Annotated in this window: 16 protein-coding genes; 8 read left to right on the plus strand and 8 right to left on the minus strand. The window is 71.6% G+C overall.

Translation table 11 applies throughout. The features are described from left to right. Positions 1-3: 3 nt before the first annotated feature. The 6 genes from ACJ8AN_RS39015 to ACJ8AN_RS39040 form a co-directional block, all read right to left on the minus strand. Entirely contained in the window at positions 4-957 is a 954-nt protein-coding gene (locus tag ACJ8AN_RS39015) for a FecR domain-containing protein (RefSeq protein WP_407760703.1), read from the minus strand. Positions 958-1,009: 52 nt separating this feature from the next. After that, positions 1,010-2,869 carry an ATP-binding protein gene (locus ACJ8AN_RS39020; RefSeq protein WP_407760704.1) on the minus strand — a complete coding sequence of 620 codons (1,860 nt, stop codon included), beginning with the start codon at positions 2,867-2,869 and terminating at the stop codon, positions 1,010-1,012. Between the two features lie 176 nt (positions 2,870-3,045). Then, on the minus strand, positions 3,046-3,798 hold the full coding sequence (locus tag ACJ8AN_RS39025) for an Imm52 family immunity protein (protein ID WP_407760705.1): 753 nt from the start codon (positions 3,796-3,798) through the stop codon (positions 3,046-3,048). Positions 3,799-3,808: 10 nt separating this feature from the next. Further along, positions 3,809-5,356 (minus strand): Tox-REase-5 domain-containing protein, encoded by a 1,548-nt coding sequence (locus ACJ8AN_RS39030; RefSeq protein ID WP_407760706.1) that lies wholly within the window; start codon positions 5,354-5,356, stop codon positions 3,809-3,811. A 347-nt stretch (positions 5,357-5,703) separates the two neighbouring features. Then, positions 5,704-6,687, minus strand: a complete 984-nt coding sequence (locus ACJ8AN_RS39035; protein WP_407760707.1) for a hypothetical protein — start codon at positions 6,685-6,687, stop codon at positions 5,704-5,706. A gap of 29 nt (positions 6,688-6,716) precedes the next feature. Then, positions 6,717-7,283, minus strand: coding sequence for a hypothetical protein (locus ACJ8AN_RS39040; RefSeq protein WP_407760708.1), 567 nt, complete (start codon positions 7,281-7,283; stop codon positions 6,717-6,719). A 262-nt stretch (positions 7,284-7,545) separates the two neighbouring features. Here ACJ8AN_RS39040 and ACJ8AN_RS39045 point away from each other — a divergent pair, with 262 nt between their 5' ends. Together ACJ8AN_RS39045 and ACJ8AN_RS39050 are read left to right on the plus strand one after the other, a co-directional pair. Beyond that, on the plus strand, positions 7,546-8,529 hold the full coding sequence (locus ACJ8AN_RS39045) for an Ig-like domain-containing protein (RefSeq protein ID WP_407760709.1): 984 nt from the start codon (positions 7,546-7,548) through the stop codon (positions 8,527-8,529). Positions 8,530-8,645: 116 nt separating this feature from the next. After that, positions 8,646-11,723 (plus strand): cyclic nucleotide-binding domain-containing protein, encoded by a 3,078-nt coding sequence (locus ACJ8AN_RS39050; protein ID WP_407760710.1) that lies wholly within the window; start codon positions 8,646-8,648, stop codon positions 11,721-11,723. Here ACJ8AN_RS39050 and ACJ8AN_RS39055 read toward each other — a convergent pair. Continuing rightward, a complete protein-coding gene (locus tag ACJ8AN_RS39055; RefSeq protein WP_407760711.1) occupies positions 11,623-12,897 on the minus strand; it encodes a hypothetical protein in 1,275 nt (424 codons plus the stop codon). The two genes, ACJ8AN_RS39050 and ACJ8AN_RS39055, sit on opposite strands and share 101 nt — an antisense overlap. 206 nt (positions 12,898-13,103) lie before the next feature. Here ACJ8AN_RS39055 and ACJ8AN_RS39060 point away from each other — a divergent pair, with 206 nt between their 5' ends. Then, a complete protein-coding gene (locus ACJ8AN_RS39060; protein ID WP_407760712.1) occupies positions 13,104-14,711 on the plus strand; it encodes a bifunctional metallophosphatase/5'-nucleotidase in 1,608 nt (535 codons plus the stop codon). Positions 14,712-14,784: 73 nt separating this feature from the next. On the opposite strand, the gene ACJ8AN_RS39065 is transcribed toward ACJ8AN_RS39060, so the two are convergent. After that, positions 14,785-16,668, minus strand: coding sequence for an ATP-binding protein (locus ACJ8AN_RS39065; protein ID WP_407760713.1), 1,884 nt, complete (start codon positions 16,666-16,668; stop codon positions 14,785-14,787). 124 nt (positions 16,669-16,792) lie between these two features. Here ACJ8AN_RS39065 and ACJ8AN_RS39070 point away from each other — a divergent pair, with 124 nt between their 5' ends. The 5 genes from ACJ8AN_RS39070 (at position 16,793) to ACJ8AN_RS39090 (ending at position 25,050) form a co-directional block, all read left to right on the plus strand. Beyond that, positions 16,793-18,769 carry a hypothetical protein gene (locus ACJ8AN_RS39070; RefSeq protein ID WP_407760714.1) on the plus strand — a complete coding sequence of 659 codons (1,977 nt, stop codon included), beginning with the start codon at positions 16,793-16,795 and terminating at the stop codon, positions 18,767-18,769. Between the two features lie 41 nt (positions 18,770-18,810). Next, positions 18,811-22,206 (plus strand): protein kinase domain-containing protein, encoded by a 3,396-nt coding sequence (locus ACJ8AN_RS39075; RefSeq protein WP_407760715.1) that lies wholly within the window; start codon positions 18,811-18,813, stop codon positions 22,204-22,206. 18 nt (positions 22,207-22,224) lie between these two features. Next, positions 22,225-22,695, plus strand: coding sequence for a putative toxin-antitoxin system toxin component, PIN family (locus ACJ8AN_RS39080; protein WP_407760716.1), 471 nt, complete (start codon positions 22,225-22,227; stop codon positions 22,693-22,695). An 86-nt stretch (positions 22,696-22,781) separates the two neighbouring features. Further along, the gene (locus tag ACJ8AN_RS39085) at positions 22,782-23,987 is read left to right on the plus strand and encodes a TolC family protein (protein WP_407760717.1); all 1,206 of its coding nucleotides are present in this window, start codon (positions 22,782-22,784) and stop codon (positions 23,985-23,987) included. Next, positions 23,977-25,050 carry an efflux RND transporter periplasmic adaptor subunit gene (locus ACJ8AN_RS39090; protein WP_407760718.1) on the plus strand — a complete coding sequence of 358 codons (1,074 nt, stop codon included), beginning with the start codon at positions 23,977-23,979 and terminating at the stop codon, positions 25,048-25,050. The genes ACJ8AN_RS39085 and ACJ8AN_RS39090 overlap by 11 nt, the downstream gene beginning before the upstream one ends. Positions 25,051-25,052: the final 2 nt, after the last annotated feature.

Below are 25,052 nucleotides of genomic sequence, written 5' to 3' on the forward strand. Positions count from 1 at the left end.
GCGTCAGTTCGTCTCTTTCCAGCGGAACTTCACCGACTCCGTCCGGGGAGGGCCACCGCGAGGGCGGCAGGCGAACAGCGTCTCGCTCATCTCCCCACCGGGCTCCCTCGCCACCACCTTCACCTGGGAGAGGCCCTGGCGGCGCGGGACGTCCGCGTGGAAGGAGCCGTCGCGAGCCACCCGCGCGGGCTCGCCCTCGACGAACACCTCCGTCCCCACGCGCACCTTGCCGGAGAGCGACACGCACAGGGACTCGGCGGCCGAGGCCTTCGCCGCGACCTTCAACAGCACCTGCAGCGGGATGGGCTCGGCGGCGAGCGGCTGGGCCCCATCGAACACCACCGACTGCTGCCCGGCGCCCACGTCCACGGAGACGCCCGCGGAGGACAGCTTCACCGAGCCGCCCCGCGTGGCCACCGCCACCATGGCCCCGTTGCGCAGCATGGTGAAGCGTGCCTCGTGCGTCTCGGCCACCGTGCCGCTCTCGCTCAACACGCGCAGCACGCGATCCTGCTTGCCGCGGTAGTCCACGTCGATGCGGCCCCGCTCCAGGCGGATGTTGTGGACGGCGCGCGTCACCTCGCCCACGCGCACCTCGGAGCGCTCGGGGAGGGACAGGCGCGAGGTCTCGTCCCCCACCCGCAGGTCCACCCGGGCACCGGGGCCCGTGCGCACGGCGTCATCCGGGGACAGCTCATCGCCCTCGCGCAGCGCCTTCCACGCCTCGCCATGGGCCCACTCCACCGAGCCCGTCACCTCGACGACGGTGGCGCGCACGTCCTGCACCACGGCCGGCACGGGCCGGGAGCCCGCGAGCGTGGACACGGCGGCCGCCACCCGCGGCGGCGCGCCGGCCCCGAAACGCTCGAAGAAGAGCCAGCCGCCCAGCGCCAACAGCGCCACCAACACCAACCCGAGCGCCAGCGCCCGGCCGAACGAATCCCGCGACGGTTTCACGACCGATCCCCTTGGCTCCCCTTTCCCTGCGTTTTCCTCTCGCATGGGAGCCTCACGAGAGATGGGCCTCCCCGCCGGCCGCGGGAAGGATGACGGTGATGGTGGTTCCCTGCCCCTCGGCGCTCTCCACCCGGATGCGGCCGTAGTGGGCCTCGACGATGCGGTGCGCCACCGACAGCCCCAGGCCCACGCGCCCGGGCTCGTCCTTGGTGGTGAAGAAGGGATCGAAGATGCGCTCGCGCATCGCCTCGGGGATGCCCTTGCCGGTGTCCTTCACCGACAGGCACACCGCGTCGCCCTCCACCGCCGCGAGCCCCACCGAGAGCGCACCGCCCGAGGGCATCGCGGTGAGCGCGTTCTGCAGCAGGCTCGTCACGACCTTCTGGAGCTGATCCGCGTGTCCGAGCACCCGTGGCACCGGCTCGCTCAGCTCACAGGACACCGTGACGCCACGTGACTGCAGCTCGTCGCGCAGCTCGTGGAGCGCGGCCCGTACCGGCTGGAGGAAGTCCAGCGGACAGCCCGCCCCCGCGCGCTCCTGCTCGGCCAGCTGGCGCAGCTCCCGGATGATGTGGGCCATGCGGCGGGCCTGCTCGAGCGCCATCGTCAGGTTCTGGTGCAGGGGCGATTGGGCGGGCACTTCATCGCTCGCCAGCGACAGCAAGCCGAGGATGCCCGTGAGCGGGTTGTTGAGCTCGTGGGCGATGCCCGCGCTGAGCGAACCGAGCGCGGCCAGGCGGCGCGTGCGGGCGATCTGATCCTGCGCCTCGCGCAGCTGCCGGGTGCCCAGCTCCACGCGCTGCTGAAGCTCCTGGCTCCAGCACCGCAGCTCGGCGTCACGGCGTTGCAGCTCGCCGGCCATGTGGTTGAAGGAGCGCGCGAGCAGGCCGAGCTCATCGCGGCCCTCCTCGGGGACGCGCTGGTCGTAGCGGCCCTCGGCGAGCGCGGCCACACCCTCGGAGAGCTGGGCGACGGGCTGGCTCACGCCCCGGGAGAGCACGACGCCGAGCACCCCGGTGGCCGCCAGTGCCATGAGGGCCCAGAAGAAGGTGGAGCGCCGCACGTGCTCGGCGGGAGCGAAGGCGGTGCTCGCCCTGCGCCCCACCACCGCGCCCCAACCGAGATCCCGCACGGGAGCGAAGGCGGCGAGGTACTCGACCCCATCCAGGCCGCGCACGGTGCGCACCACGGGCTCGCCCAGGGAGAGCCCGTCGGACACCAGGGAGCGCTCCTCCTCGCTCAGCGCGCCATGGCCGGACGCGGAGGCCACGGGCTCGCCCTGGGCGTCCACGATGAAGGCCAGGCCGCCCTCGAGGGCCAGCTCCTCCACACGGTGGCCCAGCTCGGCGAGCGACAGCTCCGCGAGCAGGAGACGGGAGGAGTCGCCGCCCGCGCGCACCGCGAGCGCCACGCGGCCGCCGGGGGCCTCGGGGACGCGGTACGGAGCGCCGATGGCCGCGCCGGTGGACAGGGCGTCCCGGATGGGGGCCTGGCGCGAGAAGAGGGCCATGGAGCCATCGGTGACGCGCTGCCGGACGCCGTTGCCCTCGGGGAAGAAGACGGCCGGGGCGATGGCGTGGCCCTGCGCGTCCACCAGCACGATCAGGTTGAGCGTGCCGAGCTGGCGCAGGGGGATGCTCAGCACCTGGGAGGCGTCCTTGTCCTGGGGCCCGAGGTCGTCGAACGGGAGGTACTCGGCGGCGAGGCTGAGGTTGTCCACGCCGGTGAGGACGAGCTGGCGGCAGGAGCGCGCGAGGTCCGTGGCGGCCTGGGTCTGGAGCCCGCCGACCAGACGGTGCAGCTCATCGCGGTTGGAGCGGAAGGCCAGCCCGCCGAGCAGCAACACGGGCACCACGCCCACCAGGGCCAGGACGAGCATCAATCTCGAGGCGAAGCGCACGGGCACGGCCACCCCCCTTCCAGCGGACGTGGAGGATTGCACCACAGGGGACCGACCCGGATCCGACGGGGGTACGATGTGACGTCACACCGTGAACGCGCGCACACTCCGGAGTTGGGAGGCCGACAGGCGATGTGTCCACGAGGCGTTCGAATTCGAACCCCTGGCGCGTGGGGCCCGGCGTCGGGTCACCCGCGGAGGGGCTCGGCCTTCGGGCGCGCGATGAGCCCCGCGCGGTCGAGCAGCTCGCGCACCCGCACGGTGAAGGCCACGTGCTCGGGGTTGCTCGCCGTCATGGGCTCGGGGGAGAGGACGAGGAGCCAGCCCAGTGCGCCCACCGGCTCGATGCGCACGGGGGCGGGCAGCGGCGGCAGCGTCCCCAGGCGGCGAGAGAGGTACGTCAGCCAGCCCACCCGCACTTCCCCGCCCTCCTTCTCCACGAGGTCCACCATCTCGTTCGAGCTGGCCATGGCGTAGTCGGGGTCCCAGGCGGTGGCCATGCTGGTGAGCACCTCCGTCAGTACCGGCACGCGCAAGAGCCGCTCCCGCACCACACCCTGCCTGTGCGGTTTGAGCAGGCAATAATTGGGGCCACCCCAGGGGGAGTATTTGCCACAGCGAAGGTCGAGTCTGGTGGCCTCCTTCTTCTCATTCCACATCATCTGCATGAAGCCCAGATCCTCAATGATCTCCCTGCCCACATCCGTGCGGTTGCTGCCCTTCAGGAAGAATTTCTCCAGTTCCTCCACCTCCGTGCGGACAGGCCAGCCCGGCAGCTCGCGGGGGCTGCCACGGCCCGCGTGGTACCAGTGGGTGAAGGACGGGTCACACCGCGCCAGCATGTGGAAGAAGAGCTCCGCGCGCCGGGCACACTCCAGCGCCGTCTCCTTGCGCGGACCCCAGTACGCCCCCACGTAATAGCTCTCAGGGCCTTCCGGCATGTGTCCTCCTCTACCGCGCTGCTGTATGTTGGACGGTGGTGTTGTTCAAGTTTCTCTCCTTGAATTCCATACGAAGGAACTTCGCGACCTCAGTGTCGGCGACATGCCAGACGACCGGAAATCCCAACTGTTCGGCCGCCCTCGACTGTCTTTCGGCTTGTTCCATCATCTGCTTGAACTTGCCGGACTTCACGTACCAGTACCTGGGCGTGCCATCCGGGTTGAAGAAGGAGCAGTAACCGGGGCCCTTGGCTTCCAGCAGCGCCTTGCCATTGAAGCCGTCGAACTCCAGCTTCCCAATCAGGTACACCCACCAGGCGGGCCGTCCCGATACCTGCTCCTGAAAGTCCAGGGCCCGTTTGGATTTCGTGGTGGGCTTCTTGTACTTCCACTGGCCGGGCCCTTTCGGTGAAGCCTTCGGGGTGGACTTGCCCGCCTTGCCGCTCGCGCCGCTGCTCTTTCCCTGACCCTTGCCCGCCATGTGCAGGACGGAGAGGGCGCCGAGGTCCACGCTCACCGTGGTAGCCGCCGTGCCTTGCGCCACCACCACCCGGCCCAGCACCAGCTCGCCCTCTGCCGTGAGCGACACCACCGGCAGCTCGGCTCCCAATCCAGTAATGCCGCCCACCGCGGCCTGTGCGCCCCCGAGCAGCGCGAGCACGTGCGTGGACAGGCGCGCCGCCTCGCGTATCTGGTCCTCGTGGGACAGGGTGCCGTAGTGCGCGAAGTATTCGGGCGAGGAGGCGATGAGCAGTGCCGCCGTGGTGGGCAGTTGCCCCAGGTCCTCCAGGGTGCGGATGGGGTGGAGGAGGGTGCTGGCCAGCGCCACGGCCATCTCCGTCAGGGCTTGCTGCCCGCCGTCGAGCGCGGCGTTGAGTGGATCGCGTCCCAGGCTGAGCTCGGCCACGGGCGGGCCCTCCGCGCGCCGCAGGGCCTGCGTCACCGGGTAGAGGACGCCCCCGTGGGAGAAGTAGCAGTCGCCCACCCAGAGCTGGCCCACCTTCCACTCGCCCCCCGCGAGCTCCAGGGCCCCCATGCGCTGGAGCGGGGTACCGCTGAGCGCTGACACCAGGTAGCCGTCCGGGCGCACCATCACGAGGAAGCCAAAGCGCTCGGCACGCCACTTCAAATCGGCGTACTCCACGCATTCGCCGCCCGCGAGCACCTCACGCAGCAGCCAGAACAGCAGCCGGCGCGGGGCGAAGCTCTGGGGCGTCGCGCGCGTCTTCGCCAGCCGGCCCAGCAGCTCACGCGCCTGCTCCTGGTAGAGCGCCGCACCCCGCGGGTGCCAGGCCTCTTCCGCGAGGCCGCTGGCCTCCTGCACCCCCTGGAAGAGGTCCGCCGCCGATTCGGGGAAACCGCCCGCGCTTCCCTCCTCCCCTGTCACGGGCGGGTCCGCTGGCCGCCGAGCCTCGGCGTCGTAGCGCAACGAGAGGGTCCGCGAATGAAGCCCGATGCCATGGGTCAGGCTCCCGCGCGGGTAACCCGTGGCACACCCATTGAGCAGCACGAGCAGGGCCAGGGCCAGCGGGACCACTCCGAGCTGACAGCGAGACATGGTGCACCTCCAGCGGACCGCATGGGCCGCACTCCGGCGGTCCCGGAGTCGACGGGAGTGCGGAGGTGCACGTCAATCCAACGGATAGGAACGCCAACGCAGGACGCAGCAGGTTCTCCGCGGACCGGGTGCGGCGGCGACGGAGCTCCAGCGCGCTTCGCTTGTAGACGTCTACAAGCGGTATCGCCCTTCATCCCACATCACTGGTAGACGTCTACCAGTGAAGTCGGCTCCGAGCGTCTGGACGACCTCGCGGGCGCTGGAAACGAGACCGCCCCCCGCTCGCGTCCGGGCTTGCGGAAGCGAGGAACGGGGGGCGGACACCGCGCGGCTCCGTGCCGCGAGCCTCAGTACACGATGAGCGGGTGCGGCTCGTAGTAGTTCACGATGGTGAGGACCGGGAGCTGGGGCGCGTCCTCGTCGTCCTCGCTTCCGCCCGACGTGGTGCGCAGCCCGTCGAAGCGCGCGAGCACCACGAAGTCCCTGCCCGGCGCGAAGAAGGGATCCACCTTCGCCAGACGGCCGAGCGCCTCGCGGCCCGACTCTCCGGACACGTTGTCGAAGCGCCGCACCGTGGCCCCGCTCAGCTCGCTCTCGCTGGTGGAGAGCTGCCCGCCCAGGTTGGCGCGGCCCAGCATCCCCACGTCACCGTTCACCGCGCCCGAGTGCACCTTCACCGAGTCCCTGCGCGTCGCATACCCCACCGGCTGATCGCTCTCCACCGAGCCCAGCTCCTGCTCGACGAGCCACACCGTGGGCTTGTCGCCCTCGCTGCGCACGTCCGCCACCTGGGCGCGCAGCAGCAGGTAGCGGCCCTTGTAGATGTCCGGCTGCGCGATGGCCGCCGACAGCGCGAAGATGGGCACCTTGCGCTCGTGCAGCAGCTTCAGCTCGCCCGGCACGCTGCCGCCGCGCTTGGCCACCACCTGCGCCAGCACCTGCGCCGCGTCCGGCCGCACCCGCAGCTCCTCGGCCCACGCGTCGCTCAGCAGTGCGTTGAGCAGCGTGAAGTGCATGCGCTCCACGCACGACTTCAGCGCCGCCCAGGCCTCGTCTCGCGACGTGGCCTGCAGCCTGCGCGCCGCCAGCTCGCACTGGGCCGGCGTCGCGTAGCGGGCGCCGAAGGCCTTCTCCGACGGCCGCGCGGGCTCGGGGGCCACCTCGGCACGGGGCACGGGGGCCGGCCGCTCCTCGGCCACGAGCCGCGACGGCTCGCGCGACTCCACCGAGTGCGTGTGCCTCGCCGAGCCACACCCCGCCACGGCCATCGCGCACAACAGGGCCGCACCCGAGCGCGCGGCCGTCCTCGTCCTCTTCTGGAAGGCAGACATGATTCCTCGCTCCATCCCGCCGGGGGCCATTACAGCGACCCCGTGGCCCGGGCCGACTGCTGCCGGGCGCGCCTGGCTGGATGCAAATCGCTGGACGGGGTCTGGGGGGCCGGCATCATCAGGGCGCACGCCTCGCCGCACTGGCTGGACAGGCACGCGAGCGCCGTCGCCCCCAGCTCCTGGTGCGACACGTCCTCGTGGCAGCGCTCGCCCGCGCCCGGGCAGCCGCGCTTCTCGGCGCACTGGCAGCACGCCGAGGCCACCGTCGCCATCATCGAGATGTCCTGCAGCACCGACGACAGCTGGCGGTAGCAGGCCCGCGCGGCGGGCGCGAAGCGGCCCTTGGCGTCGATGATGGGCACCTTGCCGTCCAGGCCGCACGCATCCTCCGCGGCGTCGGCGTACTTGCGCTCGCAGTTGGCCACCAGGTTCTTGTCCGGCGCCACTCCCGAGGGCGGCTTCGCGGCCTGCAGGCACAGCGTGTGTCCGATTTCCTTGAGCGTGCGCACGTTGCTCGACGCCTGGGCGTGCACGTCCGTGGAGGAGGTGACCTCGGCCTCGAAGACACATTCGCGGCCGGATCTCAGTGTCTCCACGGTGCAGGCCCAGGCCGTCGGGGATTCATCCGACTGAGGAGGAGAACCCAGCGCGTCGGGCGACAGCGTCGCGCCGGCCGCATCTGGAGCCGAACAAAGAAGGGCAATAAGCACGGCGGTGATCATGACGCCCCCAGCGTAGGACCAACACGTCACATACTCAAACAGCCCCAGGGTGGCAGGCAACCATGAGTTGGCCTCATGCACGGTGGATATCACTGACTAGCTTTCGATGGCCGTAGCGGAGAGGGGGGGGGAGGCCATGCTGTCTTTCGTCCGGACGCGTGGAGTCACGCGGCTCCTGTTGACCAGTCTTCTTTTGCTCTGTGCGTGTGGTGCTCCGGTCGTCCTGCGAGGGCCCGCCGCCTCGCCCTCGCTCGTCGAGGGCCCACTCCCGGTGAAGCTTTCCCTCCAGGCGGTGGACCCTTCCGGAGGAGCGCTCACCTACACCTGGCAGCAGGTGCCCGCCTCGCCCGGGGGAACCTTCAGCGAGCCCACTTCGTCCAATCCCACCTGGCTGGCGCCGGTTGTGAAGTCAGCAACGATCTTCACCCTCCAGGTCACCGTGACGGACACCACCGGGGCCACCACCCAGGGCGAGGTGAAGGTGACGGTGCAGCCGCCCGCGAAGCGCAGCAACCGCGCACCGGTGCTCGCCGGGGCGCCGGTCGTCTCGCCCTCGCTGCCCAGGGCCGGAGACACCCTCACGTTCTCCGTCCACGCGAGGGATCCGGACGGGGACGCGCTCACCTACCTCTGGCACCAGGTCGGCCCCGCCCCGCGAGGCACCTTCGTGTCGAGCGCGGACGGGGAGAGCGTCACCTGGTACTCGCCAGCGGTGGGCGCCGAGACGGCCTTCTCCCTCGAGGTGCTCGTGTCCGATGGGCACGGGGCCCCGGTGCGCCGGACGGTGACGGTGCCGGTGCGGCTGCCCCGCTACGCCGAGGACATCCAGGGTCTCTGGGACTCGCTGTGCACCGGGTGTCACGGCCAGAGCGGCGGGTTGGAGCTCGCCGTGGGCAAGAGCCACCCGGCGCTCGTGGGCGTGCGGGCGGAGACGAAGGCCTGTAACAGCTTCCCGCGCGTGGACCCCGGCAAGCCGGACGCCTCGGCGCTCGTGATGAAGCTGTCGGGCACGGCGTGCGGCAGCCGGATGCCGCGCAACAACCCCACCTACTTCGAGGCCCACCCGGACGAGCTGGTGCGCATCCGCTCGTGGATTCTCGGCGGCGCGAAGAAGGATTGACGCACTTGCGGCGGGAGCGCGGCGCACGGGCCCAAGGCTCGAGTGCCCGCTCGCTCGCCGGTCAAGCCTGCTTCGTCCTGGATATTCCGGTTTTCGACAGGTAGAATCACCGGCCCGTGGCAGTCCAAGAGTCGCAGTCCTGGGGCCACCGCCTGTGGCCCGCGGCGACGTTCCAGTTCGCCCTCATCGCTGGCGTGACGCAGCTGAAGACGGCTGCCAACGCGCTCGTGTTGTCGCGCTTCGAGTCGCACCTGATGCCCTACCTGTACCTGGTGGGCGCATTGCTGGTGGCGACGCTGACGCTGCTGCCGCGCCGCGAGCCCGGCGCGAGGAGCGAGTCGCTCAGCGTGCTCACCGGCGTGGGCGGGCTGATGGTGGTGGGGCTGGCGGCGGGCGTGTACACGGGCCAGAGGATTCCGGCCCTGGTGCTGTACCTCTTCGTGGACGCCTTCACGACGGTCATCTCCCTGCGCTTCTGGGGGCGGATGGCGTCGGCCTTCGACGCGCGGGAGGCGCGGCGGGCCTTCACCGCGCTCAACGGGGTGGGCATGGCGGGAGGCATGCTGGGAGGCCTCCTGGTGCAGGGACTGGCCGAGCGGCTCGGCACCGCCGCCATCGTGGTGAGTGGAGCGCTGGCGCTCTTCTGCGCGGGCGTGGCCTTCCACTACCACCACAGCGAGGCGCCGCAGCCCGCGCGTCCCCGCCACCTCGCCCGGCCCCTGGCGGCCTGGGAGTACCTCTCCACCAGCAGCTACGCCCGGGTGCTCGCGGCCCTGGGCGTGAGCTTCGCGGTGCTCTCCTCCTTCGTCGACTACCTCTTCCGCCTGCGCGTGGAGAACACGCTGAGCGAGGACGGGCTGGCGGCGCTCTTCGGCTCGCTCCAGCTGTGGATTGGCCTGGTGTGCGTCATCTTCCAGTTGCTGCTGGCCGAGCGGCTGCTCAAGCGGCTCGGGCTGCTGCGCTACCTGGCGCTGCTGCCCGGGGCCATGGCGCCGCTGGCCGTGGCCTCGCTGGTGACGAGGGAGCTGTGGCCGGTCCACCTGCTGCGGCTGCTGGAGAACGCGGTGAACTACTCGCTGCTGCCGGTGGGCGTGCAGCTGTTGTACGCGGCCGTGCCGGACGAGGAGCGCGAGGCGCTGCGCGGCGCGGTGGAAGGGCTGCTGCGCAAGGGCGGCACGGTGCTCGCGGGCGTGCTGCTGATCGGCGCGGGGCGCTCGGCCAACGGCATCTCCATGGCGCTGGCGGTGGTGGGGCTGTGCGGGTTGCTCGGCGTGCTGCTGCTGCGCCTGCGGCCGGCCTACGTGGAGGCGCTGGGTGAGCAGGTGGGCGCCACCTCCGAGGACGACGAGGCCCTGGGCCGCGAGGACCGCAGGCTGCTGGTGGAGGCGCTCGGCTCGAGCTCTCCGGAGCGGGTGCTGCACGCGCTGGACTTGATGGCCGAGGAGGGGCTGCCGCTGCGCCCCCACCTGTCCGTGCTGCTGCGCCACACGCACGAGCGGGTGCAGGAGCGGGCCGTCTCCCTCGCGCTGGAGCTGGAGGCCACCGAGACGGCCCCGCTGCTGGAGCAGCTGGTGACGCAGGGCAACCGCCGCCCGAGGGACAGCGCGGTGTGGGCCCTGGCGAAGCTGGCGCCGGAGCGCGCGGAGGTGCTGCTGCCGCCGCTGCTGCAGAACCCGGACGTGGGGCTGCGGTGCTCGGCCATTGGGGCGCTGCTGAGCACCCAGTGGCGCGCGGCGGCCCAGGTGGTCCTGGGAGCGCTGACGGCCCAGGGCGCGCAGGCACCGGTGGCGGATCGCCGCGAGGTGGCCCGGCTGTTCGGCCGGCTGAAGGACCCGAGCTACACGCCCATGCTGACGTCCTTCCTGGGCGATCCGGACAGCTCGGTGCGGCGCGTGGCGGTGCGCTCCGTGGGCGAGGGCGGCTACGTGAAGCTGGCGCCCCGGCTGCTCACCTTCCTCACCTGGCGCGAGGAGCGGCGCGAGGCCCGCGAGGCCCTGGCCGCGCTCGGCGACGAGGTGACGCCGCTGCTGGAGACGACGCTCAACGATCTGTCCGCGCCCCTGGCCATGCGGCTGCAGGTGCCGCGCGTGCTGCGCCACATCGGCACACCGGCGGCGCTGCACGCCCTGCTCTTCTCCAACGTGCGCGACGACGCCCGGCTGCACTTCCGCATCGGCGCGGAGCTGTCCCGCCTGCGCGACGAGCACCCCGAGCACCCGGTGGACAAGGACCGCGTGCGCGAGGCCCTCGGCCGGCGGCGCGAGGTGTACCGCGCCCTGCTGGAGCCCTACCGCGATCTGCGCACGGAGCTGGGAGACCACTCGCTGCTCACGCGCGTGGTGGGCGACCGGTTGGATCAGGCCCTCGAGCTGTCCTTCTTCCTGCTCGGCCTGCTCTACCCGCCCCAGGTGATGCGGCGCGTGCACCAGCAGGTGGCGGGACAGGACGCGCGGCGCCGGGCGTACGCGCTGGAGCTGCTGGAGACGCTGACGGACGAGGAGGAGCGGGCCCTGGTGCGCGAGCAGGTGGAGGCGCACCACCGGGACTTGCCTCCGGGCGCGACGGGACAATTGGAAGCGCACCTCGCGTGGCTGAGCCGCAGCGAGGATGTGGTGCTGCGCGGCTGCGCGCGCTACGTGGCGGGCCGGATCGGCTTGGATCTGCCGCCGCCGCAGGAGGGTGACATGAGTCAGGCGACGGTGCAGAAGCTGTTCCTCCTCGAGGAGGTGCACGTCTTCTCGCAGAGCGATGTGGACGACGTGGCGGCGGTGGCGGCCATCGCCCGCGAGGCGCGCTTCCGCAAGGGCGAGCGCATCTACAGCCAGGGAGACCCGGGCGACGCGCTCTACGTCATCGTCGAGGGCTCGGTGGATGCCCTGAGCAATGGCGAGCACGTGCTGCGCATGCGCGCCAAGGACACCTTCGGCGACGTGAGCCTGCTGGATGGCGCCCCCCGCCCCAACGACACCTTCGCGGTGGAGGACACGCGGGTGCTCGTCATCGACCGGCGCGACTTCCTGGATCTGCTGGCGGACCGCCCCGAGCTGCTGACCGGCTTCTTCCGCGCGGTGAGCCAGCAGCTCCGGGAGCTCATCAAGGCGTCCGAGACGCGGCAGGCGGGCGAGGTGGTGGAGCTGCCTGGGCCCCAGGAGGAGCAGCCGCCTCCTCCTCCGGAGCAGAAGGCCGCGGGCTGACGCCCTCCCCCTCGCTGGCCGCCCCCGCCACGAGCAGGTGCGAGACGGCCACGGGGATGATGGGGCGCAGGAAGCACTTCACCAGCGGGATCGACGCGAGCGTGCGCGCCACGGCGAGCCCGCCCAGGCTCCAGGGCTGCCGCTCCACGCTGGCGGCCGGAGAGAACATCTCGCGGGTGAACTTCGTCCAGAGAGAGCCGTAGGTACCCATCACCGGGCGGAGGGGCACGGCGCGCGCGGTGAGCCACTTCAATCCGCGCAGGTACCAGGGCTCGCGGGGCTCCTGCTCGCGCCAGGCCAGCGAGCTCTTGCCCGCGGTGTAGACCACGAACCACCAGGCGCCCCACGCGGACAGCATCATCACGTAGACACCGTCGGCCATCAGCTCGCCGCCGCCTCCCCAGTGCACCAGCTTCTTGGAGAGCCAGCACAGCGGCACCCCGGAGGAGAACACCAGCATGCCCCGCCAGTGCTGCTTGAGCTCCTTGCGCAGCCACTGCGGGTTGAGCCGGACCCGGGGGGAAATGGGCTCGTCCTCGGGCGGCAGCCCGGTGAGCACGCTCGCCTCGCGCATCAGCACCGTGTGGTAGTCGCGCGACAGGGCGATGACGAGCCACTGGGCGAGGTTCAGCGAGGAGAAGAGCGCCGCCCAGTACACCACCCGGTGCACCTTGCGCTTGCGAGGGCCCGCCGTCTTCAGCGCGTCACGCCGCTCCTCCCGGGCCTTCTTCTCGATCTCGCGCAGGGCCGCCTTCTGCTTCGCGCGCACCTCGGCCGGATCCACCCCCATCCGCTCGGCGAGCACCGCCGCCTTCTCGAGCTGCTCGGCCGTGTGCTGGAGCTCCTCCTCCTGGTCCTTCTGGACCGCCTCCACCCGGGCCGCGAGCTCCTCCTCCTGCGCCTCGCTCCACTCCTCGGGCCCGACGGTCTCGACGACCTCCTGGCCCTTGCCCGTGATCACCACCCCCAGCGCCACGATGACGGCCACCTGGGCCAGGCTCACCGTCAGGTAGCGCCGCCGGGTGGCCCTCTCCGCCCACAGCACTCGCGCCACATGGAAGGGCAGACACAGGCCGTGGACGAACTGCTCCAACCGGTTCACCGGCAACGGAACGTTTCGCTGGTGGAAGTGCGCCGCGCCACGACGCACGTCGTCCCACACCCGCCAGAGCATCCGCCCTCGAGCGGATTCCGGCCCGGGTACCTCGCTCCACCCCCCCTGCCCCTCGCGAGACGGGGGCGGGACCTCGTTCTGCTGGCTCTGCACGCCCGGGACGCTACCACGGCGGGCCGGGAGGGGCGGGAGCCGCCCTTTTTGACGACCCGGGTGGGGAGGTGTGCTATTCGCGCGGTCCGTATCGCCAACAATTCGGAGCCCTCATGCATCAAGAGTCCGATTCCAAGCCGGCGCCGGGTGGAGTGAACCCGTGGCGCCGCGCTTCCGGTGTGGTGGCCTTCGCCCTGCTGGGCGCGCTCACCGGCTGCGACAAGAATTCCTCTGAAAACAAGCCCGCCCAGACGGCCCAGCCCGCGCAAGCCCCCGCGGCCCAACCTCCCGCGCCCAAGCCGACCACGGTGACGGTGCTCGTCACGGGCAGCGTCAACGGTCAGCTGCTGCCCACCAGCACCGAGGGCGAGAAGTCCACCATCGGTGCCGCCGAGCTGCTCGGCTGGTGGGAGGCCAAGGAGAAGCACTGCGCGGGCCAGGTGAAGGACGGCCAGGCGCCGTGCAAGGACGCCTCCACGCTGGCGCTGACCATTGGCGATGCGTGGAACGGCCCGGCCATCTCCTCGTTCTTCTACGGCGAGCCCACCGCCACGGTGATGGGCCGCATGGGCTTCTCCGCCTCGTCCCTGGGCAACCACGAGCTGGACTTCGGGCACGAGCAGTTCCAGAAGAACCAGCAGGCGGGCGGCTTCCCCTTCCTCGCGGCCAACCTCAAGGTGAAGGACGCCTCACTGGCCAAGGGTTGGGATCTCCCGGCCTTCAAGGTGTTCGAGCGCCAGGGCCTGAAGATGGGCGTGGTGGGCCTCACCTCGCCCAAGACGGTGACGACGGCGATGGCCGGGCGCGCCGCGGGCCTGGAAGTGGTCCCCGAGGAGCAGGCCCTGACGAGCGCGGTGGCCGACGCCCAGAAGGCCGGGGCGGACACCGTGGTGGTGCTCGCCGACACGTGCCCGAGCGACCTCAAGCCCGTGGTGGACAAGCACCCCGAGTGGAAGGTGTCGCTGGTGGCCGGTGGCCGCTGCCCGCAGCCGGTGAACACGAAGGAGGGCACCACCACCTACGTGTCGCTGGGCAAGGGCTTCGACCAGTACCTGCGCGCGGCCTACTCCTTCGACGGCTCGAAGCCCGAGGGTGAGCAGGTGACGGGCGTGGAGACGTCGCTGGTGGACGTGACGGGGGGCGAGGGCGCTCCGGCCGCGGACGCCGCGCTCTCCAAGCAGATCGCCGACTACAAGGCCCGGCTGGACACCGCCCTGGGCGAGCAGATCGGCTTCACGAAGAAGGCCTTCGACAAGGACTCCAAGCAGCTGGCCGGCTGGGTGACGGGCGCCATCCGGACACAGCTCCAGACGGACGCGGTGGTGCTCAACCGCAAGGGCCTGCGCGAGGGCCTGAAGGCCGGTCCGGTGACCAAGGGCAGCGTGTACTCGGTGCTGCCGTTCGAGAACTCGCTGATGGTGGTGAAGGTGAAGGGCGAGGAGCTGGCGCGCCAGCTGGCCAACCCCGAGGCGGTGTTCTCGGGCTTCACGGCGGCGGGCAAGGGCAAGTTCAAGGACGCCAAGGGCAAGCCGCTGGATCCGAAGAAGGAGTACAAGGTCGCGACGGTCGAGTACCTCTACTTCGGCGGTGACGGCTTCGAGTTCGAGAAGCTGGATCCGGAGCCGGGCGAGACGGGCATGTCGTGGCAGACGCCGGTCATCGACTGGACGAAGGAGCAGGCCACCACCGAGGCGAAGCCGCTGGACAAGGTGCTCAAGTAGTCCGAAGTCCGCCGTCCGCGGTCACACGGGGCCCGGTGCCTTCGGTACCGGGCCCTTCGTGTTTCCACCCGGGTCAGGCCAGGGCCATGGCCTCACCGCGCTCGGGCGAGGCCCTCACCTCCCCCACCGAGGCTGGAGGCGAGGTGGGCAGCTCGAGGGTGAAGGTGGCGCCCTGGCCCCGCCCGGCGCTGGAGCACGAGAGCACACCGTGCAGCTCCTCGGCGGCCAGGGCGCTGATGTGCAGCCCGAAACCGTGCCCCTCGCGCTTCGTCGTGAAGCCCTGGGTGAACAGGCGCGACATGTTCTCCGGAGCGACGCCCACCCCGTTGTCCGTCACCGCGAGGCGCAGGCGCCCGCCCTCCCCGGGCCCGACGCGTAGCGTGAGCACCTTGTCCTCGCGCCCCGTCTCCAGCAGCGCGTGCTTGGCGTTGCTCAAGAGGTTGAGGAGGATCTGCAACAGCTTGTGCCGGTCCACCCAGACTCGCGGCACGCGGGCGTACTCGCGCCGCACCTGGATGCCCACGCGCTCGAAGGACAGGGCGTGCAGGCGCAGCGCATCGTCGAGCAGCTCCGCCACCGGCAGCAGCTCCACCATCCCCGCGCCGCGCGCGTGCTCCTGCTGCATGCTCACCACTTCCTTGATGTGGTCCACGCACTGGCTCAGCGTGCGCATCTCCTCCATCACCTCGTCGCGCTCCTCCGTGAGCCGCCGCGCCAGCGCCGTCAGGTAGGCCGGCAGCTGCCGCCCCCGGGGATCCACGGTGAGGAAGCCGGCCAGGTCCGCCGTGTGCTCGCCCAGCAGCGCCGCCGCCCGGCTCAGGCCGGACACGTGCAGGCCGTGCACCCGCTCGGTCACCACGCCCACCGACACGTTCACGCTGTTGAGCGCGTTGCCCACGTTGTGGAGCACCCCCGTGGCGATCTCCGCCATGCCCGCCTGCCTCGACACGTCCAGCAGGTTGCGGTGCATCTCGCTCAGCCGCGCCTCCGACTCCTTGTGCGCGGTGATGTCCCGCCCGAAGAGCGTCGTCCCCACCACGCGCCCGCCCTCCCCCCGCACCGGGCTGACGGTCAGCTCCACCGTGAGCGTGCGCGGCTTCGACGGGAGGATCAGCGCCTCCCTCACCCGCTCGCCGTGCAGCGCCCGGGCCATGAACCCGAGCCACCGCTCCCGCTCCGGCGAAGGGAACTCGCCGAAGGCCGGCTCGTCCTCGCGCAGCTCCCGGCCCACCACCCGCCGGAAGAGCTGCCTCGCCGCCGCGTTGGCGGTGAGCACCCGCCCCTCGGCGTCCAGGGAGATCACCAGATCATCCGTGCTCTCGATGAGGCTGACGAGCTGGCCCTCGCCCTCGCGCAGCGTGCGCAGGGTGCGCTCGACCCGGGCCTGCGCCTCGTCCCGCGCGGAGATGAACAGCCAGCCCACCGCCCAGGCGCACATCACATAGAGGGCCGCGAAGAAGCACGGCATCAGGTCGCCCCCCGACAGCGTGCCCCAGGTACGCAGCGGGAAGACGAGCCCCACGTTCACGCTGGCGATCAGGGAGAACAGCAGACCCAGGCGCCACCCCAACAGATAGACCGACACCACCGGAACGAGCATGAGCGAGGCGTGCGTGGCCACCACCAGCTCCGGGTGGTGCACGGTGCTCATCACCGTCGCCGCGGTCAGCACCGAGCACAACAACAGCGCCACGGGCCGGGTCGACGGCAGGCGGCGCAGCAGCACCAGTGCGCCCCCGAAGCCCAGCGCGCTCGCCCCGCCCACCGCGGCCAGGCTCAGCGGGCTCGGGTGGTGCAGCACCTGGGAGAGGAGCAGCACGTCACACGCGAGCAACCCCAGGCACACCCCGGCGAGCAGCCGGGCCCGGGCGAGCTCCAGTGGGCAGGCCCGGCACAAGGACTCCGACAAAAAGCCATCCAACTTCTCCACGAACCATGCGCGTGGACCCTGGCCCATCGTCGTCCCCCTGTCCGGTTGAGTACCTTGAGCTTCGGCCAGGGCCTCCGAGCCGTTCAACGCCGGCCCGGGATACTGCGATAATTCGGATACTTCTTCCGCTCACCGCCCGACAGGAGGTGCCTTGGTCCACAGCTGCCCCCTGTGCCGCAGATTCCTCTCCTTCCAGCGCGAGGAGAGCCCCGTGCCGGAGCTCACCGCCGGCCACTGGTTCGGCTGCCCCGGCTGCGGCCGCAACGTGTGCGACCGATGCGGGCGGGCCTCGGGACGGCGGTGTCTGGAGTGCGGCGACACGCTCGAGCCCGACCGGTTCTTCCCCGAGTACCTGCGGCCCCAGGAGAACTGGAGGAGCCTCGTGTCGGGAATGATGGAGGAGTCGACCTTCATCGAGCGCCTGTCGGTGGAGCTGATCGCCTGCGTCACCGAGACGTCCATCCTCGAGATCGACGCGGCGCTCGATGAGTGGACGCGCGGCCGCTTCCGCTGGGAGGTGTTCTCCTGGGACCTCGAGCGGCGGCTGGGGACAGCGGATGCCTGTGAGTTCCTCGGCGAGAGGGAGCTGCGCTGGACACCGGAGTGGGAGCGGGGGCTGACGGTGGCCACGCGCTATTACCTGGAGCGGGCGGACGAGGCCACCCGGGACGCGCTGCGGCAACGCGAGGCCCTGTGCGAGTGGAGCCTGCTGCGGCCCGCCTTCGCGCTCCCCGTCAAGGCGCTGCTCGCGCTCATCCTCCACCCCAACAAGGACGTGGCCGAGGTGGCCATCCGCAAGCTGTCCGAGGCCGGGAACGCCCTCCCGGAAGTGCTCGACTGGTGCGTCCCCGTCCTCCGAAGCGGAGAGGAGGCACGCGTGCGGCGGGCGCTGGACGCGCTCCGGTACGCCCTCGACGAAGAACCCCTCCTCCACGGGAAGACACGCCGCGAGGTGGAACAACGGCTGTTCCTGGCGCTCGCCCGGTGTGGAGCGACGGAGCTCGAGACCGTCGTCCGGCGCATCGCCGCCTCACCCCGAGCGTCCTCGGCGAACGTGACCGCGAGCCTCGTGGGTGCACTCGGCCTCGCGGACGAGGTGGTGCCCCTGCTGAGCGCGGCCCTCGTGGAGCGCCGCCCGCACCGGCAGAAGCTGTGCTGGTTCCTCGCCGCCCTGGGCGAGCCGGCCGCGAGCGCGCGCCCCGTGGTGCTCGAGCTCCTCGGACGGGCGGAGACCCATGACACCGCGCTGCCGCCCCTCCTGGCCCTGGCTCGGATGGGGACACCGGCCCCCGAGCTCCTCACGCTCGCGCAGTGGTGGCTCGACACCGGGCCTCTCGAGAAGCGCCTGGAGGTCCTCCGCGTCCTCGCCTGCCTTCTGGAGGAGAGAGGTGATGGCGGAGCCCTTCCACTCCGCGACCGGTGTCAGCGGTTGGCGAGCGAAGCGCGCACTCCCGAGGAGCGCCAGGCCCTCATCTGGCTCATGAGCCGGCTGCCCCCCGCGTCGCGGCAGGCGCTCTTCCCCTCCCTGCCCGAACCGGCCGAGCTGCTCACCGTGCTGCTCGAGGACACCGAGGACAAGCCGCCCTTCCTCGCCGAGCTCCTGGTGAAACAGCACCAGGACTCGCCCCGCCTGCGCGCCTGGCTCCTGCGGCATGCGAGGAAGGAGCCCCGGGACTCCCTCTCCTCCTGCTTCTTCGAGCTCGCGGGGCCCGAGTACGCGGGCCTGCTCCTGCTGCTCCAGCGGCTCATCGCCGATCGAAGCGCCTCCCTGTACCAGCGGAGTGGTTGGATACAGGCCGTCGGCCGCATCGCGCCTGGACCCGATTCGCCCGCCCTCCACTCGCTGGTGGAGCTCCTCCTGGACGTGCGGGAACGCCTCGAGCTGCGCCTCACCGCCGCGCGGACGCTCTGGTCCGCGGGAGTCCGAGACCTTCCGGGAACGGAGCTCGCCCCCGCCCTGCGCGACCGCTCCGCCGCCATCCGGTGCTGGGCGCTACTGCTCGCCGGAGAGGTGGAGGAAGGGCTCCTCGCCTCGCTGCGGGAGGATCCGGTTCCCCTGGTGCGCCGGGTGGCCATGGGAGCAGGCGCCCCCCGACTCGGTGAGGCTGACGACGAGCGCATGCCGTAGACTGGCGAGCCAGGCCCAGGAGCCACCCGCGGAGGGCATTCATGAGCCAGTCCAGGCCCAACGCTGCCGACAGTGACAGTACCCTCACCCTCCCTCCCGCGCGTGAGCCCGGCGCCGGGCCGGAGGCGCCCAACCCCGGCACCGACACCACGGTCACCCCCCACGCGTCGGCTGCCGGGACGGCCTCGGCCCACACGCTGCCGGTGGTGGACCCGTCCCGTTATGCCATCGCCGGAGAGCTGGCCCATGGGGGCATCGGCCGCATCCTGCGCGCGAGGGATTTGAGGCTCGACCGGCCGGTGGCCATCAAGGAGCTGCTCGCGCCGGCCCCAAGCACCGAGCCCCGCTTCGTGGCCGAGGCGCTCGTCACCGCGCGCCTGCAGCACCCCTCCATCGTGCCCGTGTACGAGGCGGGGCGCTGGCCCGGAGGCGAGCCCTTCTATTCCATGAAGCTCGTTTCCGGCCGCTCGCTGGCGGAGGCCATCGCCGAGCGCAAGACGCTGGAGGAACGGCTGGCGCTGCTGCCGCACGTGCTCGCGGTGGCCGAGGCCATGGCGTACGCGCACTCCGAGCACATCATCCACCGCGACCTCAAGCCCGCCAACGTGCTGGTGGGGGACTTCGGAGAGACCGTCGTCATCGACTGGGGACTGGCCAAGGAGCTCTCGCGCGAGCAGGGCCCCGAGCCCGGCGAGGCCCCGGCCACCACCGCCGCCCTGGACGGAGCGCTCACCCACGTGGGCGCGGTGATGGGGACGCCGGCGTACATGCCCCCGGAGCAGGCCGCGGGCAGACCCGTGGACGAGCGCGCCGACGTCTACGCCCTGGGCGCCATCCTCTACCACCTGCTGGCGGGCACGCGGCCCTACGACGGAAGAACCTCGGAGCAGGTGCTCCAGCGGGTGGTGGAGGGCCCGCCGCCCCCGCTCTCGCAGCGGCAGAAGTACATCCCGGTGGATCTGCTGGCCATCGTCACCAAGGCCATGGCGCGCGAGCCCTCCGAGCGCTACGCCACCGCGCGCGAGCTCGCCGAGGACCTGCGCCGCTTCCAGACGGGACAGATCGTCGGGGCGTACCAGTACTCGCGGATGGAGCTGCTGCGCCGCTTCGTCCGGCGCTACCGGGCCGTGGTGAGCGTCGCGGCGGTGGCCGCGCTCCTGCTCGTCACCCTGGGCGTGGTGAGCTTCCGCCGCGTCGTGGCCGAGCGGCAGCAGGCGGAGACCGAGGCGGATAAACTCCGCCTGATGCAGGCCCGCGACGCCGTGGAGCGGGACCCCAACCAGGCCATCTCCTGGCTCCGGAAGCTCTCGTCCGGCTTCGGCCAGTGGTCGCAGGTGCGGACGATCGCCGCGGATGCCCAGGCCCATGGTTTCGCCACCGTGCTGCAGGGCCACTCGACGGCGATCAACGCCACCCTCTTCACCCCCGACGGCAAATACCTGCTCTCCGGCAGTGACGACCACGACGTGCGCATCTGGGACGTGGAACGGGGCGGGAGCCGCACCCTCTCCGGGCACACCGACGAGGTCTGGCGGCTCCTGCTCCTGCCCGGGGGCCGCGGTCTGCTGACCAGCAGCAAGGATGGCTCCCTCCGCCAATGGAACCTGGACACGGGCGAGAGCAGGGTCTTCGCGACGCTGCCGGGTCCCGTCTCGGGGATCGCCCTGGCGTGTGCGGACCAATGCCTGCTCGCCGGCAGCCGCGGGGACGGAGTGCTCCACCAGTGGAACCTGGACACGGGCGAGTCGCGCACGTTCGTCACGGGCCTCAAGACCATCGAGGAGGTGTTGCCGTCACCGGATGGCCGGCATGTCTTCCTGCGGGGCTACCAGGGAAGCCAGACGGCGATCGGAGACCTGGAGCAAGGCACCTTCCAGAGCCTGACGGAGAACGAGATCATCTGGGCGGACGCGTTCGCTCCCAACGGGGTCCTCTTCCTGGGAGACACCTCCGGGCACCTGTTCGCCTGGGAGCCAGGGAGCGGGAAGCGGCGGCTGCTCGCGGAGGGGCTGGGCACCATCACGGCCCTCGTCGCCATACCCGGCGGCACGCAACTGGCCATCGGCGATCAGGACGGAAAGGTGCGGCTCTGGGATTTCGCCACCGGACAGGTGCTCGCGCTGGAGGGCGCCCACGAAGGACGGATCACAACTCTGTGCACCAGCAGGGATGGCCACTCCCTCGCCTCCGGCAGCGCCGATCGCACCGCGCGGCTGTGGAACCTCTCCACCAAAGAGCCCCGCGTCCTGTCCGGGGGCCACTCGCAGACCCACTCCGTCCTCTTCTCCCCGGATGGCCGGAGCCTGGCGGTGGCCACCGCGAATGGAGCGCTGCGTCTGTTCTCCGTGGAGACGGAGCTCCAACGCGTCCTCTCCCGCGTTCCCGCCACCTTGCGCGCCCTGGTGCTCTCTCCCGATGGCAAGCGCCTGGTCGGCCTGTCGAACGGAGCGCTCCATCTGCTCGATGCCTCCTCGGGCGCTTCTCTCGTGGAGCAACGCGACCTCTACCCGAGCCCGAAAGCGATGGCCTTCTCCCCGGACAGCCGGTGGTTGGCCGCCAGCGGGACCGATGGACGCGTGCGCCTGTGGGACGCCACCACCGGACACCCGGAGCGCATCCTCGAGGGACACACCCGGCGCATCCTCACCCTCACCTTCTCCGGTGACGACAAGTGGCTCGCCACCGGAGACGAAGCCGGTGACGTGCGCCTGTGGGACCTGGCCTCCGGGACCTCCCGGGTCCTCGCCGGTCACGAGAAGCAGGTGAACCAGCTCGCCTTCTCGCCGGATGGCGCCTGGCTCGCCTCGGTGAGCAGTGACAGGACGGTGCGGGTGTGGAACGTGGCCACGGGCGAGCCCCGGGTGCTGGGGAGCCACGAGGATGCCGTCACCACCCTGGCCTTCTCCCCGGACAGCGGGCGGCTCGTCACGGGCAGTTGGGATCACACCCTGCGCTTCTGGGACCTGAAGACGGGCAGCCAGCTCCAGCGCCAGAACACGAGCGGCGCGGGTGTCCTGCAGGTCATCTACTCCCCCAGGGGCGACGTCGTGGCCAGCCGGAGCTACAAGGATAACCGTGTGATGCTATGGGACGGCCGGACGGGTGAGCCCCGAGACGTCCACGTGCTCGACGGCCATCAGGGAGAGGTGCTGGACCTCGCCTTCTCACCCGACGGGACGCGGCTGGCCTCGGCGAGCATCGACAACACGGTGCGGGTGTGGGACGTGGCCACCGGTGAGAGCCGGGCGTTGCGGGGCCACGTCGGACAGGTGGGCACCGTGGCCTTCTTTCCGAACGGCCACGCCCTCGTCTCCTCGGGCCAGGACGGCAGCATCCGGGAGTGGCCGGACAATCTGCCCTCGGAGCCAGAGGCGCTGCGAGCGTGGATGGAGGGCGTCACGGCCGAAGCGCCACGCTCCGGGGTCTCCTTGCACTGACGCGCTGCACGAGCCGCCATGTCCAACCCTTCCTCCGCGCCGCTTCCTCCTCCGCTGCCGCTGGTGCTCGACACCAACGTGGTGCTGGACATGCTCGTGTTCGACGACCCCGCCGTGCGTCCCCTCATGCGGGCGCTCGTGGCGGGCGAGGTCCTCGCCTGGGCGGATGGGGACACGCTGGGAGAGCTGGACTACGTCCTCGCCTACCCCACCTTCGGACTGGACGAAGCGGCCCGGCGCGCGGCCTCCGAGCGCTACCGGAGCCTCGTGCGCGTGGTCACCGGAGCGCCCGCGACGCCCCTGCCTCCCCTGCCCCGCTGCCGGGACCGGGACGACCAGAAGTTCCTCGTGCTCGCCGCGCGCGTGGGGGCCACGTGGCTGGTGAGCAAGGACAAGCGCCTGCTGTCGATGGCCGATCGCCCCAGCCTGTCCTTCGGCATCCTCACCGCGCAGCAGCTCGCGCGGCGGCTGTGGCCGGCGGAGTGCTGAGCAGTAGATGAGAAGTTTCTCATCTGGCGGGTAGGGAGAAGGCCGCGTGGTAAGCATCGGCGCGTCCATCACCCAAGAGCCGCCCGATGCTCCCTGTCACCGTGGCACTGCTCCTCGTTCTCAACGGCGGAGCGCCAGCACAGGCACCCGAAACAGTGACCCTGGAGGCAGCGCTCGCCGAGGCCACCGCCCGTGCACCTGGAATCGCCGGAGCCCACGCCCGGGAAGCCCTCGCCCGGGGGGAAGTGGAGCTGGCCCGCACGGTGGCGCCTCTCGCCGTGTCGTTGGGGGGCGGGTGGAATGATCCCCGCTGGTCGGTGGGCCTCGCCCAACGCTTGCCGGCCCCTGGAGCGCGCGGGGCCCGGGTGCTCGCCGCCGAGCAGGGCGTTCTCGCCGCCGAGGGGGAACGGCGCGCGAACGAGGCCAGCGTCCGCGCTGAAGCGCGACGGGCGTACTTCTCCCTGGTCCATGCGAAGCAGCTCGTCGCGACCGCCACCCGGGCCCTGGAGATCGCCCGGGAATCCGAGGCGGCGGCCCGGCTGCGCTTCGAAACGGGCGCCGCCCCGGAGCTGGACGTGGTGCAGGCGGGGCTCGCCCGCGCCTCCGCCGAGGCTCAGCTGCTGACCCAGCAAGGAGAGCAGGCCGCGCTCTGCGCCGAGCTGGCCCTCCTCCTCGGGCGGGAACCGCTCCGTCCGTTGGATCCCACCGACTCCGGGCCGCCCCCCCTCCCCCCGCTGGAGGAACTGCTCATGCGGGCCGGACAGGCACCGCTCGCGCAGGCACGGCAGGCGGACCTGGCCGCCGCGGACGCCACGCTCCGGGCCGCGCGGAGGGAGCGCTGGCCCGTCCCCATCGTGGGCGTCGCGGTGGAAGGAGATGGGCCTCGAGGCGCGATGGTGTCCCTCCGGGGCTCACTCGACCTGGACGTGCCGCTGCCGGGCCTCGGGCGGGGAGAGGTGGATCGCGCGACGGCTTCGTTGCATCTGGCCGGGGCCCTCGCGGACGAGGATCGCCGGCGCCGGCTCGCGGAGCTCGTCGCGGCCCACCGGCGGCTCTCCGCGGCCCTCGCGGCGCTGCAACGGTTTCCGAAGGAAATCCTCCCCGCCGCGGAGACGTCGGAGCGGATGGCGCTCGAGTCCTACCGCGCCGGGCGCAGCGCGCTGGCCTCCCTCAATGACGCCCGGCGGGCGGCCACGGACCTCCGGGCCCAGGCCGCCGATGCGGCCCTCGCCGCGCAAGCGGCCTTCGCCGCACTGGAGCTCGCCGCTGGAGTCGCGCTCGATGAAAAATAGCCTCGCGCTCTGCCTCTGCCTCTGCCTGGCCGTTGCCGCCTGCAAGTCCTCTGCGCCGGAGGAGAAGGCGCCTCCGCTCCCGCGAGTGCGTGTGGTCCAGGTGCGGGTGGGCCCCGCCGCGCGGACCCTGACGGTCACCGGAGTGCTCACCGCGCCCCCGGGCCGGGACGTCAAGCTGGCGCCCCTGGTGCCGGGACGGCTTGCCCGTCTCCTCGTCTCCGAGGGGGAGCGGGTGCGGGCCGGTCAGGTGCTGGGCGAAGTGGAGACCGGCCCCGCGTCCGACGAGCTCCAGCAAGCGGAGGCGACGGCGCGAGAGGCCGGATCGGCCGCGCGGGCGGCGGAGGCCCGGCGAGCGAGGACCGAGGTGCTCGTGGAACATGGGGTCGCGGCGCGCCAGGACGCGGAGCAGGATCGCAGTGCCGAGGCGGCCGCGCTGGCCGCCGAGCAGCGTGCCCGGGCGGCGGTCGAGCTCGCCCGGCGCAAGGTTCGCCGCAGCGAGCTCCAGGCCCCCTTCGATGGAATCGTGGTGGCCGTGTTCATCCGGCAGGGCGAGTCGGTGGATGGCAGCGGCCAGCCCGTGGTGGAGCTCGCGGCGACGGATCCCCTGGAGCTGCGTGCCTTCGTGACGCAGGCGGAGGCGGCGCGGCTCCACTCCGGCATGCAGGCGACGCTGCTCGTCGAGGGGGTGAAGGGCACCCGCTCCGGTGAGGCCGTCATGGTCTCCCCCTCCGTGGATGCGCAGAGCGGCAACGTGCTGGTGCGCATCCGCTTCCCCAACCCCGAGGGAGAGCTGCGGCCCGGAGGCATCGGCCGGGCGCGAATCGTCACGAGCCAGGAGGGCTCGGCGGTGAAGCTGCCGTCCTCCGCGCTGCTTCCGTTGGGGGACGGTGGGCTCGGCGTGGCCGTCGTCGAAGGGGGCAAGGTGCGCGGCCTGCCGGTGACGGCGCTCTTCGAGGAGGAGGGCCAGGCGGTGGTCCAGGGGGCGCTCGAGGGCGGGGAGAGCGTCATCGTGGAGGGGGGCTACTCCCTTCCCGAGGGGAGCGACGTGGAGGTGGTGCGTTGACC

Origin of the sequence: Archangium sp. (assembly GCF_045802675.1) — a bacterium.
GTDB lineage: Bacteria > Myxococcota > Myxococcia > Myxococcales > Myxococcaceae > Archangium.

Bases quoted from the DNA above. Each gene is read 5' to 3' on its own strand.
- ACJ8AN_RS39060 (WP_407760712.1), top strand. From the start codon at position 13,104: ATGCATCAAGAGTCCGATTCCAAGCCGGCGCCGGGTGGAGTGAACCCG.
- ACJ8AN_RS39090 (WP_407760718.1), top strand. From the start codon at position 23,977: ATGAAAAATAGCCTCGCGCTCTGCCTCTGCCTCTGCCTGGCCGTTGCC.
- ACJ8AN_RS39085 (WP_407760717.1), top strand. From the start codon at position 22,782: ATGCTCCCTGTCACCGTGGCACTGCTCCTCGTTCTCAACGGCGGAGCG.
- ACJ8AN_RS39030 (WP_407760706.1), bottom strand. From the start codon at position 5,356: ATGTCTCGCTGTCAGCTCGGAGTGGTCCCGCTGGCCCTGGCCCTGCTC.
- ACJ8AN_RS39080 (WP_407760716.1), top strand. From the start codon at position 22,225: ATGTCCAACCCTTCCTCCGCGCCGCTTCCTCCTCCGCTGCCGCTGGTG.
- ACJ8AN_RS39035 (WP_407760707.1), bottom strand. From the start codon at position 6,687: ATGTCTGCCTTCCAGAAGAGGACGAGGACGGCCGCGCGCTCGGGTGCG.
- ACJ8AN_RS39055 (WP_407760711.1), bottom strand. From the start codon at position 12,897: ATGCTCTGGCGGGTGTGGGACGACGTGCGTCGTGGCGCGGCGCACTTC.
- ACJ8AN_RS39075 (WP_407760715.1), top strand. From the start codon at position 18,811: ATGAGCCAGTCCAGGCCCAACGCTGCCGACAGTGACAGTACCCTCACC.
- ACJ8AN_RS39025 (WP_407760705.1), bottom strand. From the start codon at position 3,798: ATGCCGGAAGGCCCTGAGAGCTATTACGTGGGGGCGTACTGGGGTCCG.
- ACJ8AN_RS39045 (WP_407760709.1), top strand. From the start codon at position 7,546: ATGCTGTCTTTCGTCCGGACGCGTGGAGTCACGCGGCTCCTGTTGACC.
- ACJ8AN_RS39065 (WP_407760713.1), bottom strand. From the start codon at position 16,668: ATGGGCCAGGGTCCACGCGCATGGTTCGTGGAGAAGTTGGATGGCTTT.